Below are 16,753 nucleotides of genomic sequence, written 5' to 3'. Positions count from 1 at the left end.
GAATAGATTTTCCCCCGAAAGGGCATTTAGTTATCGGAACCCCCACTTTTTTCATTCTAAATGCCCTTTTATTTTCACACTCATTTTAATAGTAATTATTTAAAATTAAAACCAATGAAAACGATAATCAAAAGATTGACGGTACCATTCCTGTGCCTTTTTGTTATGAATTTCCTTGTCTCTTGCCAGACAGATAACAACGAATTAGATCAGGTCGACCCGGAACAAATAGAATTTGAAGAATCAAAAATTATAAGTTTTGATGAAATCGAAGAAATGACCCAAAATATTATTGAAGGAGAATTGTTGGAGCCAGAAAATGATGAAGAAGCTTTTTCAATAAATAAAAATGCTAGAATTGATATTAGTAGAGAAAGAAGGGTATATGATTTTTTTGCTACCATCAATAGTGGAGCAGGAGCCGGTAATGCAATTGAGGGTGAGCTTCGATTGAATTTCACTCTATATCATGCAAGCTTTACTATTGTGCGAGGAAATTTAGTGTTGCCTGATGGTACTAAAGCTAAAACTCGAGGTGCGATCGTGAGTGATGGAATTGTTTATTTAATTATAAACCCTCCCGGAAGAAATATAATTTTTGGAATAGGGAGAGTAGATCAGAATGGTAATTTAGAAGGTGGATTTAGGATATTTGGTAATGGTATTGGAAGAGGAGAGTGGACAGCAGAATTGACCTCTACCATTTTTCCTGACAAAACAATTGTAGAACTTATTGTTGAAGACGGAAGATTTACATCACTAGTTGGTGCATTACAAGCAACGGATTTAGTAGCACCCTTATCAGGAGAAGGACCATTTACAGTTTTTGCTCCAACCGATGAAGCCTTTGCTGCATTAGACGAAGTTCCAGAATTGGAAGTCCTGAAACAAGTGCTTTTGTATCACGTTGCTAGCGGAAGATTAAATACACCTGAATTGCTTCAGCAAGAGATGATAACGACTTTGCAAGGTGAAAATATAAAGGTGAGCCTAAATGAAAATAATGAGATTGTCATTAATGATACGGTAAAACTTTTATCTGCAAATATTGGTGGATCTAATGGAGTGATACAAATTATTGATGCTGTATTAATTCCACCCTCTTTTCAACCCTTACCATCGATTGTAGAAATAGCTGTTGCAACCCCTGAGCTTTCCACATTAGTAGGAGCTTTACAATCAGCAGATTTGGTGGATACTTTAAATGGAGATGGTCCTTTCACAGTTTTCGCGCCAACCAATGCTGCTTTTGATGCCTTAGATGCTATTCCGCAAGGAAATGCTTTGACTGAAGTACTTTTATATCACGTGGCCGCTGGTAAATTTACAGCAGAAGATTTGATAGCAGGACAGACAGTTACTACTGTACAGGGAGACGAGGTAACTATTGAGATGATCAATGGTGAGGTGTTCTTAAACGGAAATATAAAAGTTAGTATAGCAGATATTGAAGCCTCCAATGGTATTGTACACGTAATCGATGGGGTATTGATTCCACCATCAAATCTTCAATCTATTGTGGAAATAGCTATTGCAACTCCTGAGCTTTCCACGTTGGTAGGGGCTTTACAAGCTGCAGATTTGGTCGATACTCTTAATGGAGATGGTCCTTTTACAGTTTTCGCGCCAACCAATGCGGCTTTCGATGCCTTAGATGCTATTCCACAAGGAGATGTCTTGACCGAAGTACTTTTATATCACGTAGCTGCTGGTAAATTTACTGCCGATGATTTATTAACAGGACAGACGGTTACGACTGTGCAAGGAGATGAGGTAACTATTGAGCTGATCAATGGCGAAGTATTCTTAAACGGAAATATAAAAGTAAGTATAGCAGATATTGAAGCTTCTAATGGTATTGTACACGTAATCGATGGGGTATTGATTCCACCAGCAGATCTTCAATCTATCGTCGAAATAGCTATAGCAACTCCTGAGCTGTCTACTTTGGTAGGAGCACTACAAGTAGCTGATCTGGTTGGTACTTTAGAAGGAGACGGTCCCTTTACAGTATTTGCCCCTACCAACACAGCGTTTGCTGCGTTAGATGCAATTCCACAGGGCGAAGCGTTAACGGAAGTACTTTTATATCACGTGGCAGCGGGTAAGTTTGCTGCCGATGATTTATTAGTAGGACAAACGGTTACTACTGTGCAAGGAGATGAAGTAACCATTGAGATGATAAATGGTGAAGTATTCTTGAACGAGGATATAAGAGTAGATATTGCAAATATTGAAGCTTCTAATGGTATTGTGCACGTAATTAACGGAGTGTTAATTCCTCCGTCACTATAAAAAGGACATATATTTGAATTAGCCATATTGATAATGTCCAAAAAGCTATTAGAAGGAGTATTTAAATTCTTTCTAATAGCTTTTTTATTTTACAAAAAACAAAGCAATATTTCGGTAGATTAATTTCTGCAGTGATATTTAGAATTCTATCTCAAGCATTCTTTATTAATACACTTCAAATCATTAAATTTGCACCTATCCGCTAAAAAAGTGGATGTTGAAAAACCTGAAGAAAGCATATGTTTGATAATTTAAGCGATAAGTTAGATAAGGCGTTACATATTCTAAAAGGCCACGGTCAAATTACCGAAGTAAATGTCGCAGAGACACTTAAAGAGGTGCGGAGAGCATTGGTTGATGCTGATGTAAACTACAAAATTGCCAAAGATTTTACGGCTACAGTAAAGGAAAAGGCATTAGGACAAAATGTTCTTAAAAGTCTTAAGCCCGGTCAATTAATGGTTAAACTTGTGAAGGACGAGTTGACAGAATTGATGGGTGGAGAAGTTGCAGGTGTTAATTTATCCGGAAATCCTTCTGTAGTGCTAATGTCCGGATTACAAGGGTCTGGTAAAACGACTTTTTCTGGTAAACTAGCAAATTTCTTAAAAAATAAGAAAACTAAAAAACCACTTTTAGTAGCGTGTGATGTATACAGACCAGCTGCGATAGATCAGTTGCACGTGGTTGGAGAACAGATAAATGTTGAGGTGTTTAGTGATAGAGGCAATAATGATCCTGTTGCTATTGCCAAAGCAGGTGTTGCTCACGCAAAGGCCAACGGATTTAATGTGGTGATCATTGATACAGCTGGTCGCTTGGCTGTTGATGAAGTTATGATGACTGAGATTGCGAATATCCACAAAGCAGTTACTCCTAATGAAACTTTATTTGTTGTAGATTCTATGACCGGTCAGGATGCGGTGAATACAGCAAAAGCATTTAACGACGTCTTAAACTTTGATGGTGTCATTCTTACCAAGCTGGATGGTGATACTAGGGGTGGAGCTGCCATCTCAATCAAATCTGTTGTAAATAAACCAATAAAATTTATCGGTACTGGAGAGAAGATGGAAGCAATAGATGTATTCTATCCTTCTCGTATGGCAGATCGTATTTTGGGAATGGGAGATGTTGTTTCTCTTGTAGAAAGGGCTCAGGAACAATTTGATGAAGAAGAAGCAAGAAAACTGCAAAAAAAGATTGCTAAAAATCAGTTTGGATTTGATGACTTTTTAAAGCAGATTCAACAAGTCAAGAAAATGGGTAACATGAAAGACCTGGTCGGAATGATCCCTGGAGCAGGTAAGATGATGAAAAATGTAGATATTGATGATGATGCATTTAAGCATATAGAAGCAATTATACATTCGATGACACCGGCAGAGCGAACCAAACCACAGATTATAAATGCAAGTCGCAAAAAGCGAATCGGAAAAGGATCTGGGACATCAGTGCAACAAGTAAACCAGTTACTTAAGCAATTTGATCAGATGAGTAAAATGATGAAAATGATGCAAGGTGGCGGAGGAAAGCGCATGATGCAGATGATGGGCAAAATGAAATAATTTTTTAACACAAGAATAATACTAAATAGCTTAGGGGCCTAATATGGAAGTTTTAGACGGAAAAAAAGTAAGTAATGATATAAAAAATGAAATAGCTGTCGAAGTTCAGAAAATGAAGGATCGCGGTGAAAAAGTTCCACATCTCGCGGCAGTTCTGGTTGGGAATGATGGTGCAAGTCTTACTTATGTAGGGAGTAAAGTAAAAGCTTGTGAAAGAGTAGGTTTTGAGTCTACTTTAGTGAAAATGCCTAGCACTACAAGCGAAATTGAATTATTGGCCAAAATAAAGGAGCTTAATGAAGATTCTAATATTGATGGTTTTATTGTTCAATTACCTTTACCTCCTCAAATCGATACTCAAAAAGTATTGTTAGCAGTAGATCCGGATAAAGATGTAGACGGATTTCATCCAATGAATTTTGGTAAAATGGCACTTGATATGTCTACCTTTATTCCTGCTACACCTTTCGGAATTTTAGAGCTTTTGGAAAGATACAATGTGGACACAAAAGGAAAGCATACAGTAGTTATCGGTAGAAGTCACATCGTAGGAAGACCTATGAGTATATTAATGGGAAGAAAAGGGTGGCCCGGTAATTCTACGGTAACATTAACACATAGTCATACTAAAAACATAACCCAAATTATTTCACAGGCGGATATTGTTATTTCTGCTTTAGGAGTTCCTAATTTTCTAAAGGCTGAAATGGTGAAAGATGATGCCGTGATTATCGATGTTGGTATAACAAGAGTTGCAGATGATACAAGAGAAAGAGGGTATAGAATTGTGGGTGATGTAGATTATGAAAACGTAAGTAAAAAAGCTTCATTTATAACTCCAGTGCCGGGAGGAGTTGGTCCAATGACCATTGCAATGTTACTAAAGAATACATTGTTAGCAAGAGAAAGACATCGTAACAATCCTTAAATAGTTTGATTTTTATAGCAAAAAAGAAAGACATTTATTTGTGTTTTTGTTCATATAGCCTGCTAAGTGAGATAAAAAAAACTAAAGCCTCAGAGTTTATTAAAAACTCTGAGGCTTTAGTTTTTAAAGCATACTTTTATAGAAAAGAATTATCTTCTTAATAGTACTTTTTACTTGGGGACAGGTAGATTTTAATAATAAAAATGATAATATATCTTAAATAAAAAAGACACCCATATGGGTGTCTTTTTAGTTTACATTTATTATTGGTGATAATAAATTAAATTATGTAAATAGTATTTTTGTTTTTATTTTTTAGTAAGCTCCAAATTCGTCAGCTCCAATATTATCTTGGTCTTCTGCACCATTATTATATAGAGTTCCATTTGGCATAAGATCTAAAGATAAGCTATATGAAGGTACGTTGATACCATCGTCTGTTTTAATCGTATTAAAATCTAGTATATCTTGACCTTTTTCATATAATGGATTTTTAGTAAATTGACCTTTACCTCTTCCTTTAGGAGCATTAGGGTCTTCCATCCAATCTTTTCCATATGCAATTACACAATAGTATTCTCCTTCAGGGATATTTCTAATAAATTGTGTTTGATTGCTATTTACATATACAATCCTTACTACTTCGTCATCCTTTGCTGTTTTACCCATTTTTACAAGTTTAACAACAACATCTGTATTTTTACCTACCTCTAATTTAAGATAGTTGTCTAATTTATATTCAAACTTTCCTTTAAAGTCAAATGATTTTGGTGTTGCACCAGATTTATATGATTTCTTTTCCCAACTTGAAAATTTATTTTCTCTAGTTACTTTTGATGGAGCTGCTGAAGTTCTTGTCGAGCTAGCATTACTTCCATTTGATGGGGTTTTAGATTCGATAGGATTGTAAGCTGTTTCTGTTGTTCCTAAAGTTCTTTTGTTAGCTTCTTCTAATGCCTTCTGTGTCTCAGCTAGTTCAGCTAATCTTCTTCTTTCTGCGGCACTTTTATTTTGATTAGCGGCAGCAGCGGCAGCGGCAGCGGCAGCAGCATCAGCTTCAGCTTGTCTTTGTAATCTTTCTGCTTCGGCAATAGCTTTTCTTGCAGCCTCTGCAGCAGCAATTTTAGCAGCCTCAGCTTTTCTTATAGCTTCTTCAGCGGCAAGTTTAGCAGCTCTTTTTCTAGCTTCTGCAGCTTTAGCAGCTCTTTCTGCTTCAGCAATACTACTATCTTCAGCTAATAATTTGGTAAGTACAAAACCGTTACCATTTTTATACTGTACTGTACTCCAGTCTCCATATCCAGAACTAATAACATATACTTGAGTTCCTTGTGGAATTTCACCGATGATGTCAAAATTTGCACCAGGACCGGTTCTTAATTCTAATTTGGCGGTAGACATTAAATATCTGTCCAAAGACTTTATTTGAGCAAAAGTCGAGGAAGTCATCACCAATAGCAAAATAAATGTAAAAATTGATTTCATAATCTTTCTGTGTTTACATAATTAAAATTCAAAAATAAAGCAGATTAGGGTTCTTTTTTAAAAGGTTATTAATCTTTTTGCTTTTTTCTTCTTTATATTTTTAAAATTCTTATAAATATTATTCAAAATTGCCTCTTCAAAAAACATGCCAAATATCTATTTCGGCACTTATTAAATAATTAACAAAACTTTCGTTTCGTGAATTGTTGCAGTTTTTTAAAGAACTATTTAGTAATTTAAAAGCCTGTTTTTCAATTAGTTAAACATGTTTTTCTGTACTATCAGTTTAAACTTGTTAATTAATTAACTGAGTTGAAAACTCTTAAACTATAAACAAAAGTAAGTTATTAATATGAAAAACACAACATGTTTTCACTTTTTTTGCATAAAAATCTACTTTTTTTTTTAATGATTTGTGTTTTTCAACGATTATTTTGTGTATTACAACTGATTTATGCTGTATTTACGGGGGTTGAAGTCGGTATCGAAAATTTTAAAAAAAGAACAGGTCTTTTTAAATTTTTTTAGGGAAATTTTTTTAGGGTTACCAGAGTTATTTTTGCAATAATTTAACATTTATTATTATGCATGCATAGCAACTTAATTGGTTTTAGATGGATGTTTTTCTATGATTTAATGGCTATAAATTTGATATTTAGGTGTTTATGGTATTTGTTTTTTGGTTTTGTGCTAATGCACAAAGTTTCAATTAACTGACAAAAGGATGCTTTTAATTAATGTTTTAATACCTTATTATGCTGTTTTTATATCTGATTTTTTTTTACCATTTAAAGGTGAATTATATCAACGTCAGAAATCGCTGACCGTTTTTTATCTGTACGATTTTGGTGAGAATTTGATTCTTTTCAAAAAGAATATGGCGACTTATGGTTAGAAATCGTTTAATGGGTGCTCTTTATTAATTCAGGGAATTTTTTTTGAAAACGCTTCAGTCTTGGTACTGAAACATTTTGTATATATCGATTATACGGATTTCTTTTTTCATAATCTTGATGATATTCTTCGGCTTTCCAGAATTTTTGAAACGGAGTTACTTCAGCGGCTATTTTACGATTTAATGTTTTGCCTAAAAAGTCTTTTTTCTTTTCAATAATATTTTTTTCATTTTCATTCTGATAAAATATAATGGATCTGTATTGAGATCCTCTATCTGGACCTTGTCCATTAATCTGCGTTGGGTTTTGGGATCCAAAATAAACGTCTACCAAGGTGGAGAATGAAACAATTTCAGGATCATATAACACTTCTACAGCTTCTGCATGACCAGTTCTTCCTGTGTTGCTAGATTCGTAGGTTGGATTTTCTGTATGTCCGCCTGAGTATCCAGAAACTACTTCTTTAACTCCTTTAACACTTTCGTAAATTGCTTCTACACACCAAAAACATCCACTGGCAAAATATGCACGTTGCAGTCCATTAATCGGTTCGGTTTGCGTTGGAGTAATTTCCTTATGTTGTGATGTTGTTTTTGTTTGGCCTTTGGTTTGGCTATTACCTTGGCAACTGGATAATATTATTGAAATAGTCAATACACTATATAGTAAGGTTTTCATTATAGTTTTTTTTATATAACTGAGTAGTCTGTATTTGTAGCAAAAACTTTCAAGGAAAGTTCTAAAAACAAAATTAATGAGATTAATACTTGTATAGTCTTAAAGAAATTTTAAATAAAAACGGCTATCAAAATCTGATAGCCGTTACCTATATATATATATATATGATATATACTTAATTATCCATTCATAGATATAAGAAACTCATCGTTGTTTCGAGTTTGCTTAAATCGCTCGTTTATGAACTCCATGGCTTCTACAGGATTCATATCTGCAAGATATTTTCGCATTACCCACATTCTTTGAATAGTATTATCATCAAGGAGTATGTCATCACGACGCGTACTTGATGATGTTAGGTCAATGGCTGGGAAAATTCTACGATTGGATATTTTACGATCCAACTGTAACTCCATATTACCAGTTCCTTTAAATTCTTCAAAAATTACTTCATCCATTTTGGAGCCTGTTTCGGTAAGTGCTGTAGCAATGATTGTTAAGGATCCTCCATTTTCTATATTACGTGCAGCACCGAAGAAACGTTTTGGTTTGTGCAAAGCATTGGCATCCACACCACCACTAAGAATTTTACCTGATGCTGGCTGTACTGTGTTATAAGCTCTTGCCAAACGGGTAATGGAATCTAGCAAAATAACTACATCGTGGCCGCATTCTACTAATCGTTTCGCTTTTTCTAATACAATATTAGCAATTTTTACGTGCTCGTGAGCTTCTTTATCGAAGGTTGAAGCGATAACCTCTCCGCGAACGTTACGTTGCATATCTGTTACTTCTTCCGGACGTTCATCGATTAACAGTATCATTTGATATACTTCTGGATGATTAGCTGCAATTGCATTAGCTACATCCTTAAGTAGCATGGTTTTACCTGTTTTTGGTTGCGATACGATCATTCCTCTTTGTCCTTTTCCGATAGGAGAAAACAAATCCATTATTCTAGTAGAAATCGTACTTTGTCTTTCTGCTAATTTGAATTTTTCTTGAGGGAATAGTGGTGTAAGGTGTTCAAAAGAAACTCTGTCCCTTACTACTTGAGGGTCTAAACCATTGATTTTATTTACTTTAATTAAAGGAAAATACTTTTCTCCTTCTTTGGGAGGTCTTACTTGGCCTAGAACCGTATCACCTGTTTTTAATCCAAAAAGTCTTATTTGAGATTGAGATACATAGATGTCGTCTGGCGAAGAGAGGTAGTTGTAATCACTGGATCTTAAGAAACCATAACCGTCCTGCATGATATCAAGTACACCTTCGCTCTGAATAATTGCATCAAATTCGTAATCTGGTTCTTTGTAGCGATTTCTGTTATCTCGATTACCGTTATCTCGATTATTGTTGTCCCTATTTCCGTTATTCTCCTTTTTACTGGTATTGCGATTTTTGTTTTGGGATTTGTCGTTACTCCTATTGCGATTGTCTTTTTTATCTTCTTTGTTAACCTCCTGTTTTTTCTGAGGTTTTTTGTTATCCTGATTTTCTTTTGAAGCTGTTTTGACTTCTTTAGATTCTTGGTTTGATGGGTTGCTTTTTTCCTGAGCAGGAGCAACTTCATTTTTTTCAGAAGAGTTTTGTGTTTGCGGTGTCTTTTTAGTACGAGGTCTTTTTTGACGAGAAGTCTGTTTAGGTTGTTCTTTCTCGCTATTTGGAGAAGAGTCTTCTGTAATAACCTCTTTTACTTTTTTTGGATTAGCGGCTTGGTAGTCAAGAATTTGGTATACCAAGTCCAATTTTTTCATTGTGCGAAATTTAGGTACGTTTAAACTTTTTGCAATTTCCTGTAGCTCAGGAAGCTTTTTCGCTTTTAATTCAGAAATTTCTAACATTTAAATTTGTTATATAATTTAAGGTTCTGGTATTAAATTTTCTAAAGAAGAATTCTAGGAAAATTTTATTTTGAAGGTAAGTAACCTAAATAGAATGGGTTACACGATTTGTGTTGCAAGTATACGACTTTATTTTTGATTTTTTACACATATTTATAAAAAGAAACTCTTATTTTTGCTTTTCGAAAAAGACGAAGGGGGCAATGATACAAAGAATTCAATCAGTTTATTTGTTTTTAGTTGTGGTGTTATCTGCTGGGATATCTGCCGTACTGCCGTATGGATATGATAGGAATGGAGAATCCCTGTTGTCGTTAAATAATCATTTGGTGCTAGGAATGTTTGCTGGATCGGCTGTGTTAGCCTTGATCGCATTTTTTTTATTTAAAAACAGACAGCTTCAATTTGTATTGGGGCGTATCAATATCTTATTAAACTTTATTTTACTAGGAGTATTTGTTTATTGGTCACTAACATTATCTGGAGAAGCTTTGGTTTCGGAGAAAGGTATTGGGATGTTGATTCCTATTATTTCTATCGTTTTATTAGTAATGGCCAATAAGGCCATCAAAAAGGATGAAAATCTCGTAAAATCTGTTGATCGATTACGATAAACCTAAAATCTTAGTAGTATTAGTGCGTTAAGACCCGAAGTATGCCAACTTCGGGTCTTATTTTAATAAAATCAAAGTTTCAAAAGTGTAACCTTATTGAATATTGTTGGGTGATTGATTGGTATCGAAGACCTATGTTTTTGATTATTTTTTTCCGAGCTCTATAACTTCTAGATTTTCTATGTTACCTTCATCTATGGTAAATCTAAGCATAGTTCTTACCTTATGAAATCCGTGTTTTCCGGCTGCTCCGGGATTCATATGTAACACTCCGTTGACTTTATCAGGGATCACTTTTAGTATATGAGAATGACCACAGATAAATAATTTAGGAGGATTGTTTTTTATTTCTTCTCTGGTGTGAATATTATATTTAGGAGGATATCCACCTATATGAGTGATCCATACAGAGACCTTTTCACAGGTAAACTTTTGATGTAATGGAAAAGTAGCTCTTGCCTTATCATCATCAATGTTTCCGTAAACAGCTCGAATAGGTTTTATAGCTTCAATTGCATCTGTTACCTTAAGATCTCCAATATCTCCTGCATGCCATACTTCGTCGGATTCTTTTACATAATGTAAAATTCGATCATCTATATAATTATGTGTATCGCTAAGTAGAAGTATTTTTTTCAAATTGATATATAAGGTTAATTTATAATGGTATCGATAATCTGTGTTTAGACGGCATAAATCTTCTTTAGAATATGAAGTATATTTGCCATCAGATTTTGAACAAAAATAGGATAAAGCTTTGAGATATTTTTTAGAACTTTCTTATAATGGAACACCTTATCATGGATGGCAAAGACAGCCTAATGCAATTTCTGTTCAAGAGGTCTTAGAAAATGCGTTATCTACCTTATTAAGAATCAAAACAGATATAGTTGGTGCTGGAAGAACAGATACTGGAGTCCACGCTAGGCAAATTATGGCGCATTTTGATAGTCTAATTGAGTTAGATACTGTTCAGTTAAAGTATAAACTTAATTCAATTCTTCCTCCCGAAATTGCTATCCAAAACGTAAGTTTAGTAAAGCAAGACGCGCACGCTAGGTTTGATGCTGTTAGTAGGTCTTACGAATATGTGGTTACAGTTTCTAAAGATCCTTTTAACATCAACGGTGCTTATTATTTAAAGCGTGATTTAGATATAGATCTAATGAATGATGCTGCTAAATTGTTGTTAAACTACACCAATTTTAAATGCTTTAGTAAGTCTAAAACCGATGTAAAAACGTATAATTGTAATATAACCAACGCTATCTGGGAAAAGAAAGGGGACATAGTAGTTTTTAAAATTTCTGCAAACCGTTTTCTGAGAAATATGGTGAGAGCAATTGTCGGCACTTTAATTGAGATTGGAGAACACAAACTAGATATAGATGACTTAAAAAACATTATTAAAAGCGAAAACCGAAGTGAAGCAGGGTATTCTGTCCCGGCCCACGGATTATATTTAACAGAGGTACAATACCCCAAAACGACTTATATACATTAAAATGGCTGAAAAGAACGGCAAAGCATTTGATTTTAAGCTATTCAGAAGATTGATTGGTTATACCAATCCATATAAAATTACATTTTACTTTGTAGCATTATCGGCTATATTGTTGTCGGTATTTGCAATTTTAAGACCTCTTTTACTACAGAAAACAATTGATAAAAGTTTTATACCTAAAGATGAAGACCAAATCATCTTTTATATTAGTTTGATGCTAGGGGTTTTATTGTTAGAAGTAGTTTTTCAATTTCTATTTATATACTTTGCCAATTGGCTTGGGCAAGAAGTGATCAGGGATCTCAGGGTAAAGCTTTTTGATCATATGCTAGGATTTAAAAAGCAATATTATGATAAGTCCGCTGTAGGCCGACTGGTGACAAGAGCAGTGAGTGATATCGAGACGATTGCTAGTATTTTTAGTCAGGGTCTTTTTATGATCATCAGTGACCTTTTAAAGATGACGGTTATTCTTGGTTTTATGATCTATTATAGTTGGCAGCTCACCCTCATAGTATTGGTAGTATTGCCATTTATAGTTTTTGCTACTAGAGTTTTTCAAAGAAAAATGAAAACTGCTTTTGAAGAAGTAAGAACACAGGTTTCAAATTTGAATTCTTTTGTTCAGGAAAGAATCACCGGGATGAAGATTGTTCAGCTTTTTACACGAGAAGAAATTGAATATGCTAATTTTAAAGAAATTAATGATAAGCATAAGAAAGGATGGATAAAAACAGTCTGGTACAATTCTATATTTTTTCCAATTGCAGAAATGTCTAGCTCTATAACCATCGGATTAATTGTATGGTATGGTGGATTGAAAGCAGCACAAGGTGACGTAATTACGTTAGGTGTTGTGATAGCTTTTATAGAGTTATCTCAAATGTTATTTAGACCGTTACGTCAGATTGCCGATAAATTTAATACGCTGCAGATGGGTATGGTCGCGGCTAACAGAGTGTTTGCAATTTTGGATACCGAATCAAAAATAAAAGACTCTGGAAAACTGGAGTTATTATCTATTAAAGGAGATATTGATTTCGAAAATGTAAGATTCAGTTATGTAGAAGGAGAGGAAGTGTTGAAGGGAGTTACATTGTCTGTAAAATCAGGAGAGACTGTTGCTATTGTCGGTGCTACAGGCGCTGGTAAGTCCACGATTATCAACTTGCTTAGTAGGTTTTATGAAATCGATAGTGGAGCTATTTTAATAGATAAAAATCCAATTAACACTATTGATCTAAAATCATTAAGAAGTCATATCGCTGTAGTTTTACAAGATGTGTTTTTGTTTGCGGATACAATTCTGAATAATATAACGCTTAATAATCCTGAAATTACTGAGCAACAGGTTCGTAATGCTGCAAAAGAAATAGGGATTCACGAGTTTATAATGAGCCTTCCTAATGGATATCGTTATAATGTAAAAGAAAGAGGTGTGATGCTTTCTTCTGGTCAGAGGCAATTAATATCTTTTCTTCGAGCCTATGTAACGAATCCGGAAATTTTGGTACTGGATGAAGCGACTTCTTCTATTGATTCGCACAGTGAGCAACTTATACAAGATGCTACAGATAAAATTACCAAAGGCAGAACCTCAATCGTAATTGCACATCGATTAGCCACTATAAAGAACGCAGATAAAATTATTGTTATGGATAACGGTAAAATTGTAGAAGAGGGTAATCACAATGAGCTACTAGAGGTAGAAAACGGGTATTATAAAAATCTTTATGATGTTCAGTTTGCTGCAGTTCCCGAATAATTACTTCTATTTTGCAGGAATCATTCCCATTTTAGCCATAATAATTCCAATAATTACAGAAAAAATCACAAATACTACACCCATAATCAAAAAGAATAGCAGGGTTTTTAGAATTATTCTTTTTAAACCGATTTCATAAAGTTTCTTTAGAACAAAGCCAATATAAAAGATAGAAACTGGAAATTGAACCCAAAGTATAAGATATATATTTTTAGATATCAAAAGTAATGGCAAGGTGATAAAACTAATGGCCATCGTAATGTGCGAATATGCGTATAAATGAATTACAAAATGTTCTGTTAGGTTATATTTTTTGTAATTGAAGAATACCAGCCTCGATATCAATGCCAGAACTGGGATGGTTAGAAATGAGATGAGAGATTGATACTCAAAAGAAAGATCAGAAGCGGTTTTGGATACTTCTACCTGGTTAGGGTCATTAAAAAAATTTGAGAAAAGTGCATCTTTGTATTTTCCTAAAATAAAACTGTATAAACTGGCAATCGTAAGAGAGATTGCAAAGTAACTAAAGACGTTAAGGTATCGTTTTCTAAGTCCGTTGATGTAACCATCAATCACATTTTTTGGTTTTGTAAATAGATGGATGAACGTCCTGATAAATGAATTATCAAGATTTAAAAAACGATCACTGAACTCTTGAGTCAGATTCTTAAAAGTGATCCTTTTGGTGATTTTTTTCGCACCACAATTCGGACAATAAGAATAGTTTTTGATTTGGAAACTACAATTTTTGCAATGATCGTTATCGGTAAGATGAGTATTCATTATTGAAGATCTCGATTTATTTTTTCTATCAATTCTTCTGGCGTTTTAAAAATAACAAATTCTCCATTCTTTATATAAGACATCTGACCAGTCTCCTCACTCACGATAATAGCCAGTGCATCTGTTTTTTCAGTAATTCCAATAGCAGCACGGTGTCTTAACCCAAACCTTAGGGGAATATCCCGATCATTTGATACAGGAAGAATAACTCTAGTTGCTACGATTCTGTTGTCTTCTATAATCATCGCTCCATCGTGCAGCGGACTGTTTTTATAAAAAATACTTTCTATAATAGGTCCTTTGACCAGGATGTCTAGTTCATCACCAGTAGTTTTTACGAAATCCAAAGATGTATTTCTTTTAATTACGATGAGCGCTCCAGTAAACGTGGTTCCCATTTTTTGACAAGCCTTTACAATTTCTGCTACATCGGTAAGACTGTCTTCTGGTGTATCTCTAATAAACTTTAATTGTCTTAGAAATTTCCTCCTTCTACCAAAATTGGTAGATCCAATCATCAAAAGAAATTTTCTGATTTCTTGCTGAAACACAACAATAAGAGCAAACATTCCAACTCCAATAAACTCACCTAAAACACTACTAAGCATTTCCATAGCCAGAAACTGGGTGAGTTTCCAGACCAAATAGATCATGACGATTCCAATAAAAATGTTAATAGCGGCTGTGCCCTTAACCAACTTATAGATATAATATAGTAAAAGTGCTACAAGCACGATATCCAGGATATCTAATATTCTAAGATTGATTAAATCCAAATGCGGTGTTTTTGTAAAAATAGGAAAATTAGTGAAACTCTGATTTGAAAAGCTTTAAAAAGCGAATGCAACTTAGTTGGTTGTACTAATTCGATTAAAAAACGGGATCTAAAACTATAAATTGTCAATCCTGACTAGGTATTTCAATTCCCTGATTCACGATCATTCTTGATATATACTCACTAATTTGATACACTCTATGGCTTCTTTTACATCGTGTACTCTTAAGATTGAAGCACCTTTAAGCAATGCAATAGTATTTAATGAGGTTGTACCATTCAGAGATTCAGAAGGTGTAATATCCAGAGTTTTATAAATCATGGATTTTCTTGATATGCCCGCTAAAATTGGTAATCCCTGAAACTTCAATAAGTCCAGATTTCTTAGAAGTTCAAAGTTCTGATCGATATTTTTTGCAAAACCAAAACCAGGATCAATGATAATATCGTTAATGCCTTCACCTCTTGCTTTAGCTACTTTTTGAGAAAAATAAAACTGAATATCTTTTAATAAGTCCTCATATTGATTCAGCGATTTCATGGTTTGTGGAGTACCTTTCATGTGCATCATAATGTAAGGCACCTTCAATTTTCCAATGGTTTGCATCATCACTTTGTCTATATTCCCAGCCGAGATATCATTAATAATAGCGGCTCCGGCATCAATACATTGTTTTGCAATTTCACTTCTAAAGGTATCTATCGATAAGATAGCATCTGGATATTTGGAGAGAATTAATGTTACTATAGGTAAAATTCTTTTCTCTTCTTCTTCAATAGAAATGTGACTCGCACCGGGTCTTGAAGAATAGGCACCTAAATCTATAAACGTTGCACCTTCTGTAAGCATTTTTTCTACTTGCCGCAAGATTTGTGTTTCATTTTTATATTTTCCTCCATCGTAAAAAGAATCAGGAGTAAGATTTAGAATTCCCATGACTTTTGGAGTAGATAGATCCATCAATAAGCCTTTGCAATTTATGGTCATAAGGGAGTTTGTAGTTTTTTTAATGTTTATTTGGTATTATTGCCATATTAAAGCGAAATTTACGCAAAATTCAACAACTATATGCAAGATACGTCTACACAATATGACGCGGTAATTACGAAATGTCGTGATCTGTTTGCAAAGAAAATGAAAGATTATGGAAGTGCCTGGAGAATCCTAAGATTGCCATCACTCACTGATCAGATTTTTATAAAGGCACAGCGTATTAGAAGTTTACAAGAAAATGAAGTAAGAAAGGTGGATGAAGGCGAGGTTTCCGAATTTATTGGTATTATTAATTATAGTTTGATGGCTCTCATTCAATTAGAGAAAGGGATTGCAGAACAACCTGATTTATCAACAGATGAGGCCGTGAATCTTTATGATAAACATATAGATATTACCAAAACATTGATGATGAATAAAAACCATGATTATGGAGAGGCTTGGCGTGATATGCGAGTAAGTTCATTAACGGATTTAATTATTCAGAAATTACTTCGCGTTAAACAAATTGAAGATAATGAAGGTAAAACATTGGTTAGCGAAGGAATCGATGCGAACTATCAGGATATGATAAATTATGCAGTCTTTGCTATGATTCATCTGGGTGAAGCTAAATAACTT

14 protein-coding genes are annotated in these 16,753 nt (G+C 34.2%); 7 read left to right on the top strand and 7 right to left on the bottom strand.

Going from position 1 to position 16,753, the window contains the following annotated elements; all coding sequences use genetic code 11:
- The first annotated feature begins 114 nt into the window (after positions 1-114).
- The 3 genes from ACE94K_RS21920 (at position 115) to ACE94K_RS21910 (ending at position 4,791) form a co-directional block, all read left to right on the top strand.
- Positions 115-2,295 carry a fasciclin domain-containing protein gene (locus tag ACE94K_RS21920; RefSeq protein ID WP_378177681.1) on the top strand — a complete coding sequence of 727 codons (2,181 nt, stop codon included), beginning with the start codon at positions 115-117 and terminating at the stop codon, positions 2,293-2,295.
- A gap of 239 nt (positions 2,296-2,534) precedes the next feature.
- Positions 2,535-3,863: a signal recognition particle protein gene (gene ffh / locus ACE94K_RS21915; protein ID WP_027392512.1), complete on the top strand. Its 1,329-nt coding sequence runs from the start codon at positions 2,535-2,537 to the stop codon at positions 3,861-3,863.
- A 43-nt stretch (positions 3,864-3,906) separates the two neighbouring features.
- Complete coding sequence (locus tag ACE94K_RS21910; RefSeq protein ID WP_378177677.1) at positions 3,907-4,791, top strand: bifunctional 5,10-methylenetetrahydrofolate dehydrogenase/5,10-methenyltetrahydrofolate cyclohydrolase; 885 nt, start codon at positions 3,907-3,909, stop codon at positions 4,789-4,791.
- Positions 4,792-5,106: 315 nt separating this feature from the next.
- Here ACE94K_RS21910 and ACE94K_RS21905 read toward each other — a convergent pair whose 3' ends face one another.
- The 3 genes from ACE94K_RS21905 to rho all read right to left on the bottom strand — a co-directional run bounded on the left by ACE94K_RS21905 (position 5,107) and on the right by rho (position 9,694).
- A complete protein-coding gene (locus ACE94K_RS21905) occupies positions 5,107-6,276 on the bottom strand; it encodes an SH3 domain-containing protein (RefSeq protein WP_378177674.1) in 1,170 nt (389 codons plus the stop codon).
- A 902-nt stretch (positions 6,277-7,178) separates the two neighbouring features.
- Positions 7,179-7,850, bottom strand: a complete 672-nt coding sequence (gene msrA / locus ACE94K_RS21900) for a peptide-methionine (S)-S-oxide reductase MsrA (protein ID WP_378177671.1) — start codon at positions 7,848-7,850, stop codon at positions 7,179-7,181.
- A gap of 179 nt (positions 7,851-8,029) precedes the next feature.
- Positions 8,030-9,694, bottom strand: a complete 1,665-nt coding sequence (gene rho / locus ACE94K_RS21895) for a transcription termination factor Rho (RefSeq protein ID WP_378177668.1) — start codon at positions 9,692-9,694, stop codon at positions 8,030-8,032.
- A 203-nt stretch (positions 9,695-9,897) separates the two neighbouring features.
- Here rho and ACE94K_RS21890 point away from each other — a divergent pair, with 203 nt between their 5' ends.
- A complete protein-coding gene (locus ACE94K_RS21890) occupies positions 9,898-10,308 on the top strand; it encodes a DUF4293 domain-containing protein (RefSeq protein WP_378177665.1) in 411 nt (136 codons plus the stop codon).
- A gap of 144 nt (positions 10,309-10,452) precedes the next feature.
- Here ACE94K_RS21890 and ACE94K_RS21885 read toward each other — a convergent pair whose 3' ends face one another.
- Positions 10,453-10,947: a metallophosphoesterase family protein gene (locus ACE94K_RS21885; protein ID WP_378177663.1), complete on the bottom strand. Its 495-nt coding sequence runs from the start codon at positions 10,945-10,947 to the stop codon at positions 10,453-10,455.
- A gap of 118 nt (positions 10,948-11,065) precedes the next feature.
- Between ACE94K_RS21885 and truA the strand changes: the two genes are divergently transcribed.
- A complete protein-coding gene (gene truA / locus ACE94K_RS21880) occupies positions 11,066-11,812 on the top strand; it encodes a tRNA pseudouridine(38-40) synthase TruA (protein ID WP_378177660.1) in 747 nt (248 codons plus the stop codon).
- Position 11,813: 1 nt separating this feature from the next.
- The gene (locus ACE94K_RS21875; RefSeq protein WP_378177657.1) at positions 11,814-13,577 is read left to right on the top strand and encodes an ABC transporter ATP-binding protein; all 1,764 of its coding nucleotides are present in this window, start codon (positions 11,814-11,816) and stop codon (positions 13,575-13,577) included.
- Between the two features lie 6 nt (positions 13,578-13,583).
- On the opposite strand, the gene ACE94K_RS21870 is transcribed toward ACE94K_RS21875, so the two are convergent.
- The 3 genes from ACE94K_RS21870 to folP all read right to left on the bottom strand — a co-directional run bounded on the left by ACE94K_RS21870 (position 13,584) and on the right by folP (position 16,126).
- On the bottom strand, positions 13,584-14,363 hold the full coding sequence (locus tag ACE94K_RS21870) for a DUF3667 domain-containing protein (RefSeq protein WP_378177654.1): 780 nt from the start codon (positions 14,361-14,363) through the stop codon (positions 13,584-13,586).
- A complete protein-coding gene (gene cdaA / locus ACE94K_RS21865) occupies positions 14,363-15,139 on the bottom strand; it encodes a diadenylate cyclase CdaA (RefSeq protein ID WP_378177652.1) in 777 nt (258 codons plus the stop codon). Before cdaA ends, ACE94K_RS21870 begins: the two co-directional genes overlap by 1 nt.
- A gap of 162 nt (positions 15,140-15,301) precedes the next feature.
- On the bottom strand, positions 15,302-16,126 hold the full coding sequence (folP, locus tag ACE94K_RS21860; RefSeq protein WP_378177649.1) for a dihydropteroate synthase: 825 nt from the start codon (positions 16,124-16,126) through the stop codon (positions 15,302-15,304).
- A gap of 81 nt (positions 16,127-16,207) precedes the next feature.
- On the opposite strand from folP, the gene ACE94K_RS21855 reads away from it, so the two are divergent.
- Positions 16,208-16,750: a DUF1599 domain-containing protein gene (locus tag ACE94K_RS21855; RefSeq protein WP_378177645.1), complete on the top strand. Its 543-nt coding sequence runs from the start codon at positions 16,208-16,210 to the stop codon at positions 16,748-16,750.
- Positions 16,751-16,753 lie beyond the last annotated feature (3 nt).

The organism is Aquimarina besae, from assembly GCF_042434905.1.
Lineage (GTDB): Bacteria > Bacteroidota > Bacteroidia > Flavobacteriales > Flavobacteriaceae > Aquimarina.
Note: the sequence above shows the minus strand (reverse complement) of the source record. Positions and strands in the feature narration are given on the sequence as shown.

Excerpts from the sequence above, each read along its gene's own strand:
- ACE94K_RS21920 (WP_378177681.1), top strand. The coding sequence starts at position 115 with ATGAAAACGATAATCAAAAGATTGACGGTACCATTCCTGTGCCTTTTT.
- ffh (WP_027392512.1), top strand. The coding sequence starts at position 2,535 with ATGTTTGATAATTTAAGCGATAAGTTAGATAAGGCGTTACATATTCTA.
- ACE94K_RS21910 (WP_378177677.1), top strand. The coding sequence starts at position 3,907 with ATGGAAGTTTTAGACGGAAAAAAAGTAAGTAATGATATAAAAAATGAA.
- ACE94K_RS21905 (WP_378177674.1), bottom strand. The coding sequence starts at position 6,276 with ATGAAATCAATTTTTACATTTATTTTGCTATTGGTGATGACTTCCTCG.
- msrA (WP_378177671.1), bottom strand. The coding sequence starts at position 7,850 with ATGAAAACCTTACTATATAGTGTATTGACTATTTCAATAATATTATCC.
- rho (WP_378177668.1), bottom strand. The coding sequence starts at position 9,694 with ATGTTAGAAATTTCTGAATTAAAAGCGAAAAAGCTTCCTGAGCTACAG.
- ACE94K_RS21890 (WP_378177665.1), top strand. The coding sequence starts at position 9,898 with ATGATACAAAGAATTCAATCAGTTTATTTGTTTTTAGTTGTGGTGTTA.
- ACE94K_RS21875 (WP_378177657.1), top strand. The coding sequence starts at position 11,814 with ATGGCTGAAAAGAACGGCAAAGCATTTGATTTTAAGCTATTCAGAAGA.
- ACE94K_RS21870 (WP_378177654.1), bottom strand. The coding sequence starts at position 14,363 with ATGAATACTCATCTTACCGATAACGATCATTGCAAAAATTGTAGTTTC.
- folP (WP_378177649.1), bottom strand. The coding sequence starts at position 16,126 with ATGACCATAAATTGCAAAGGCTTATTGATGGATCTATCTACTCCAAAA.
- ACE94K_RS21855 (WP_378177645.1), top strand. The coding sequence starts at position 16,208 with ATGCAAGATACGTCTACACAATATGACGCGGTAATTACGAAATGTCGT.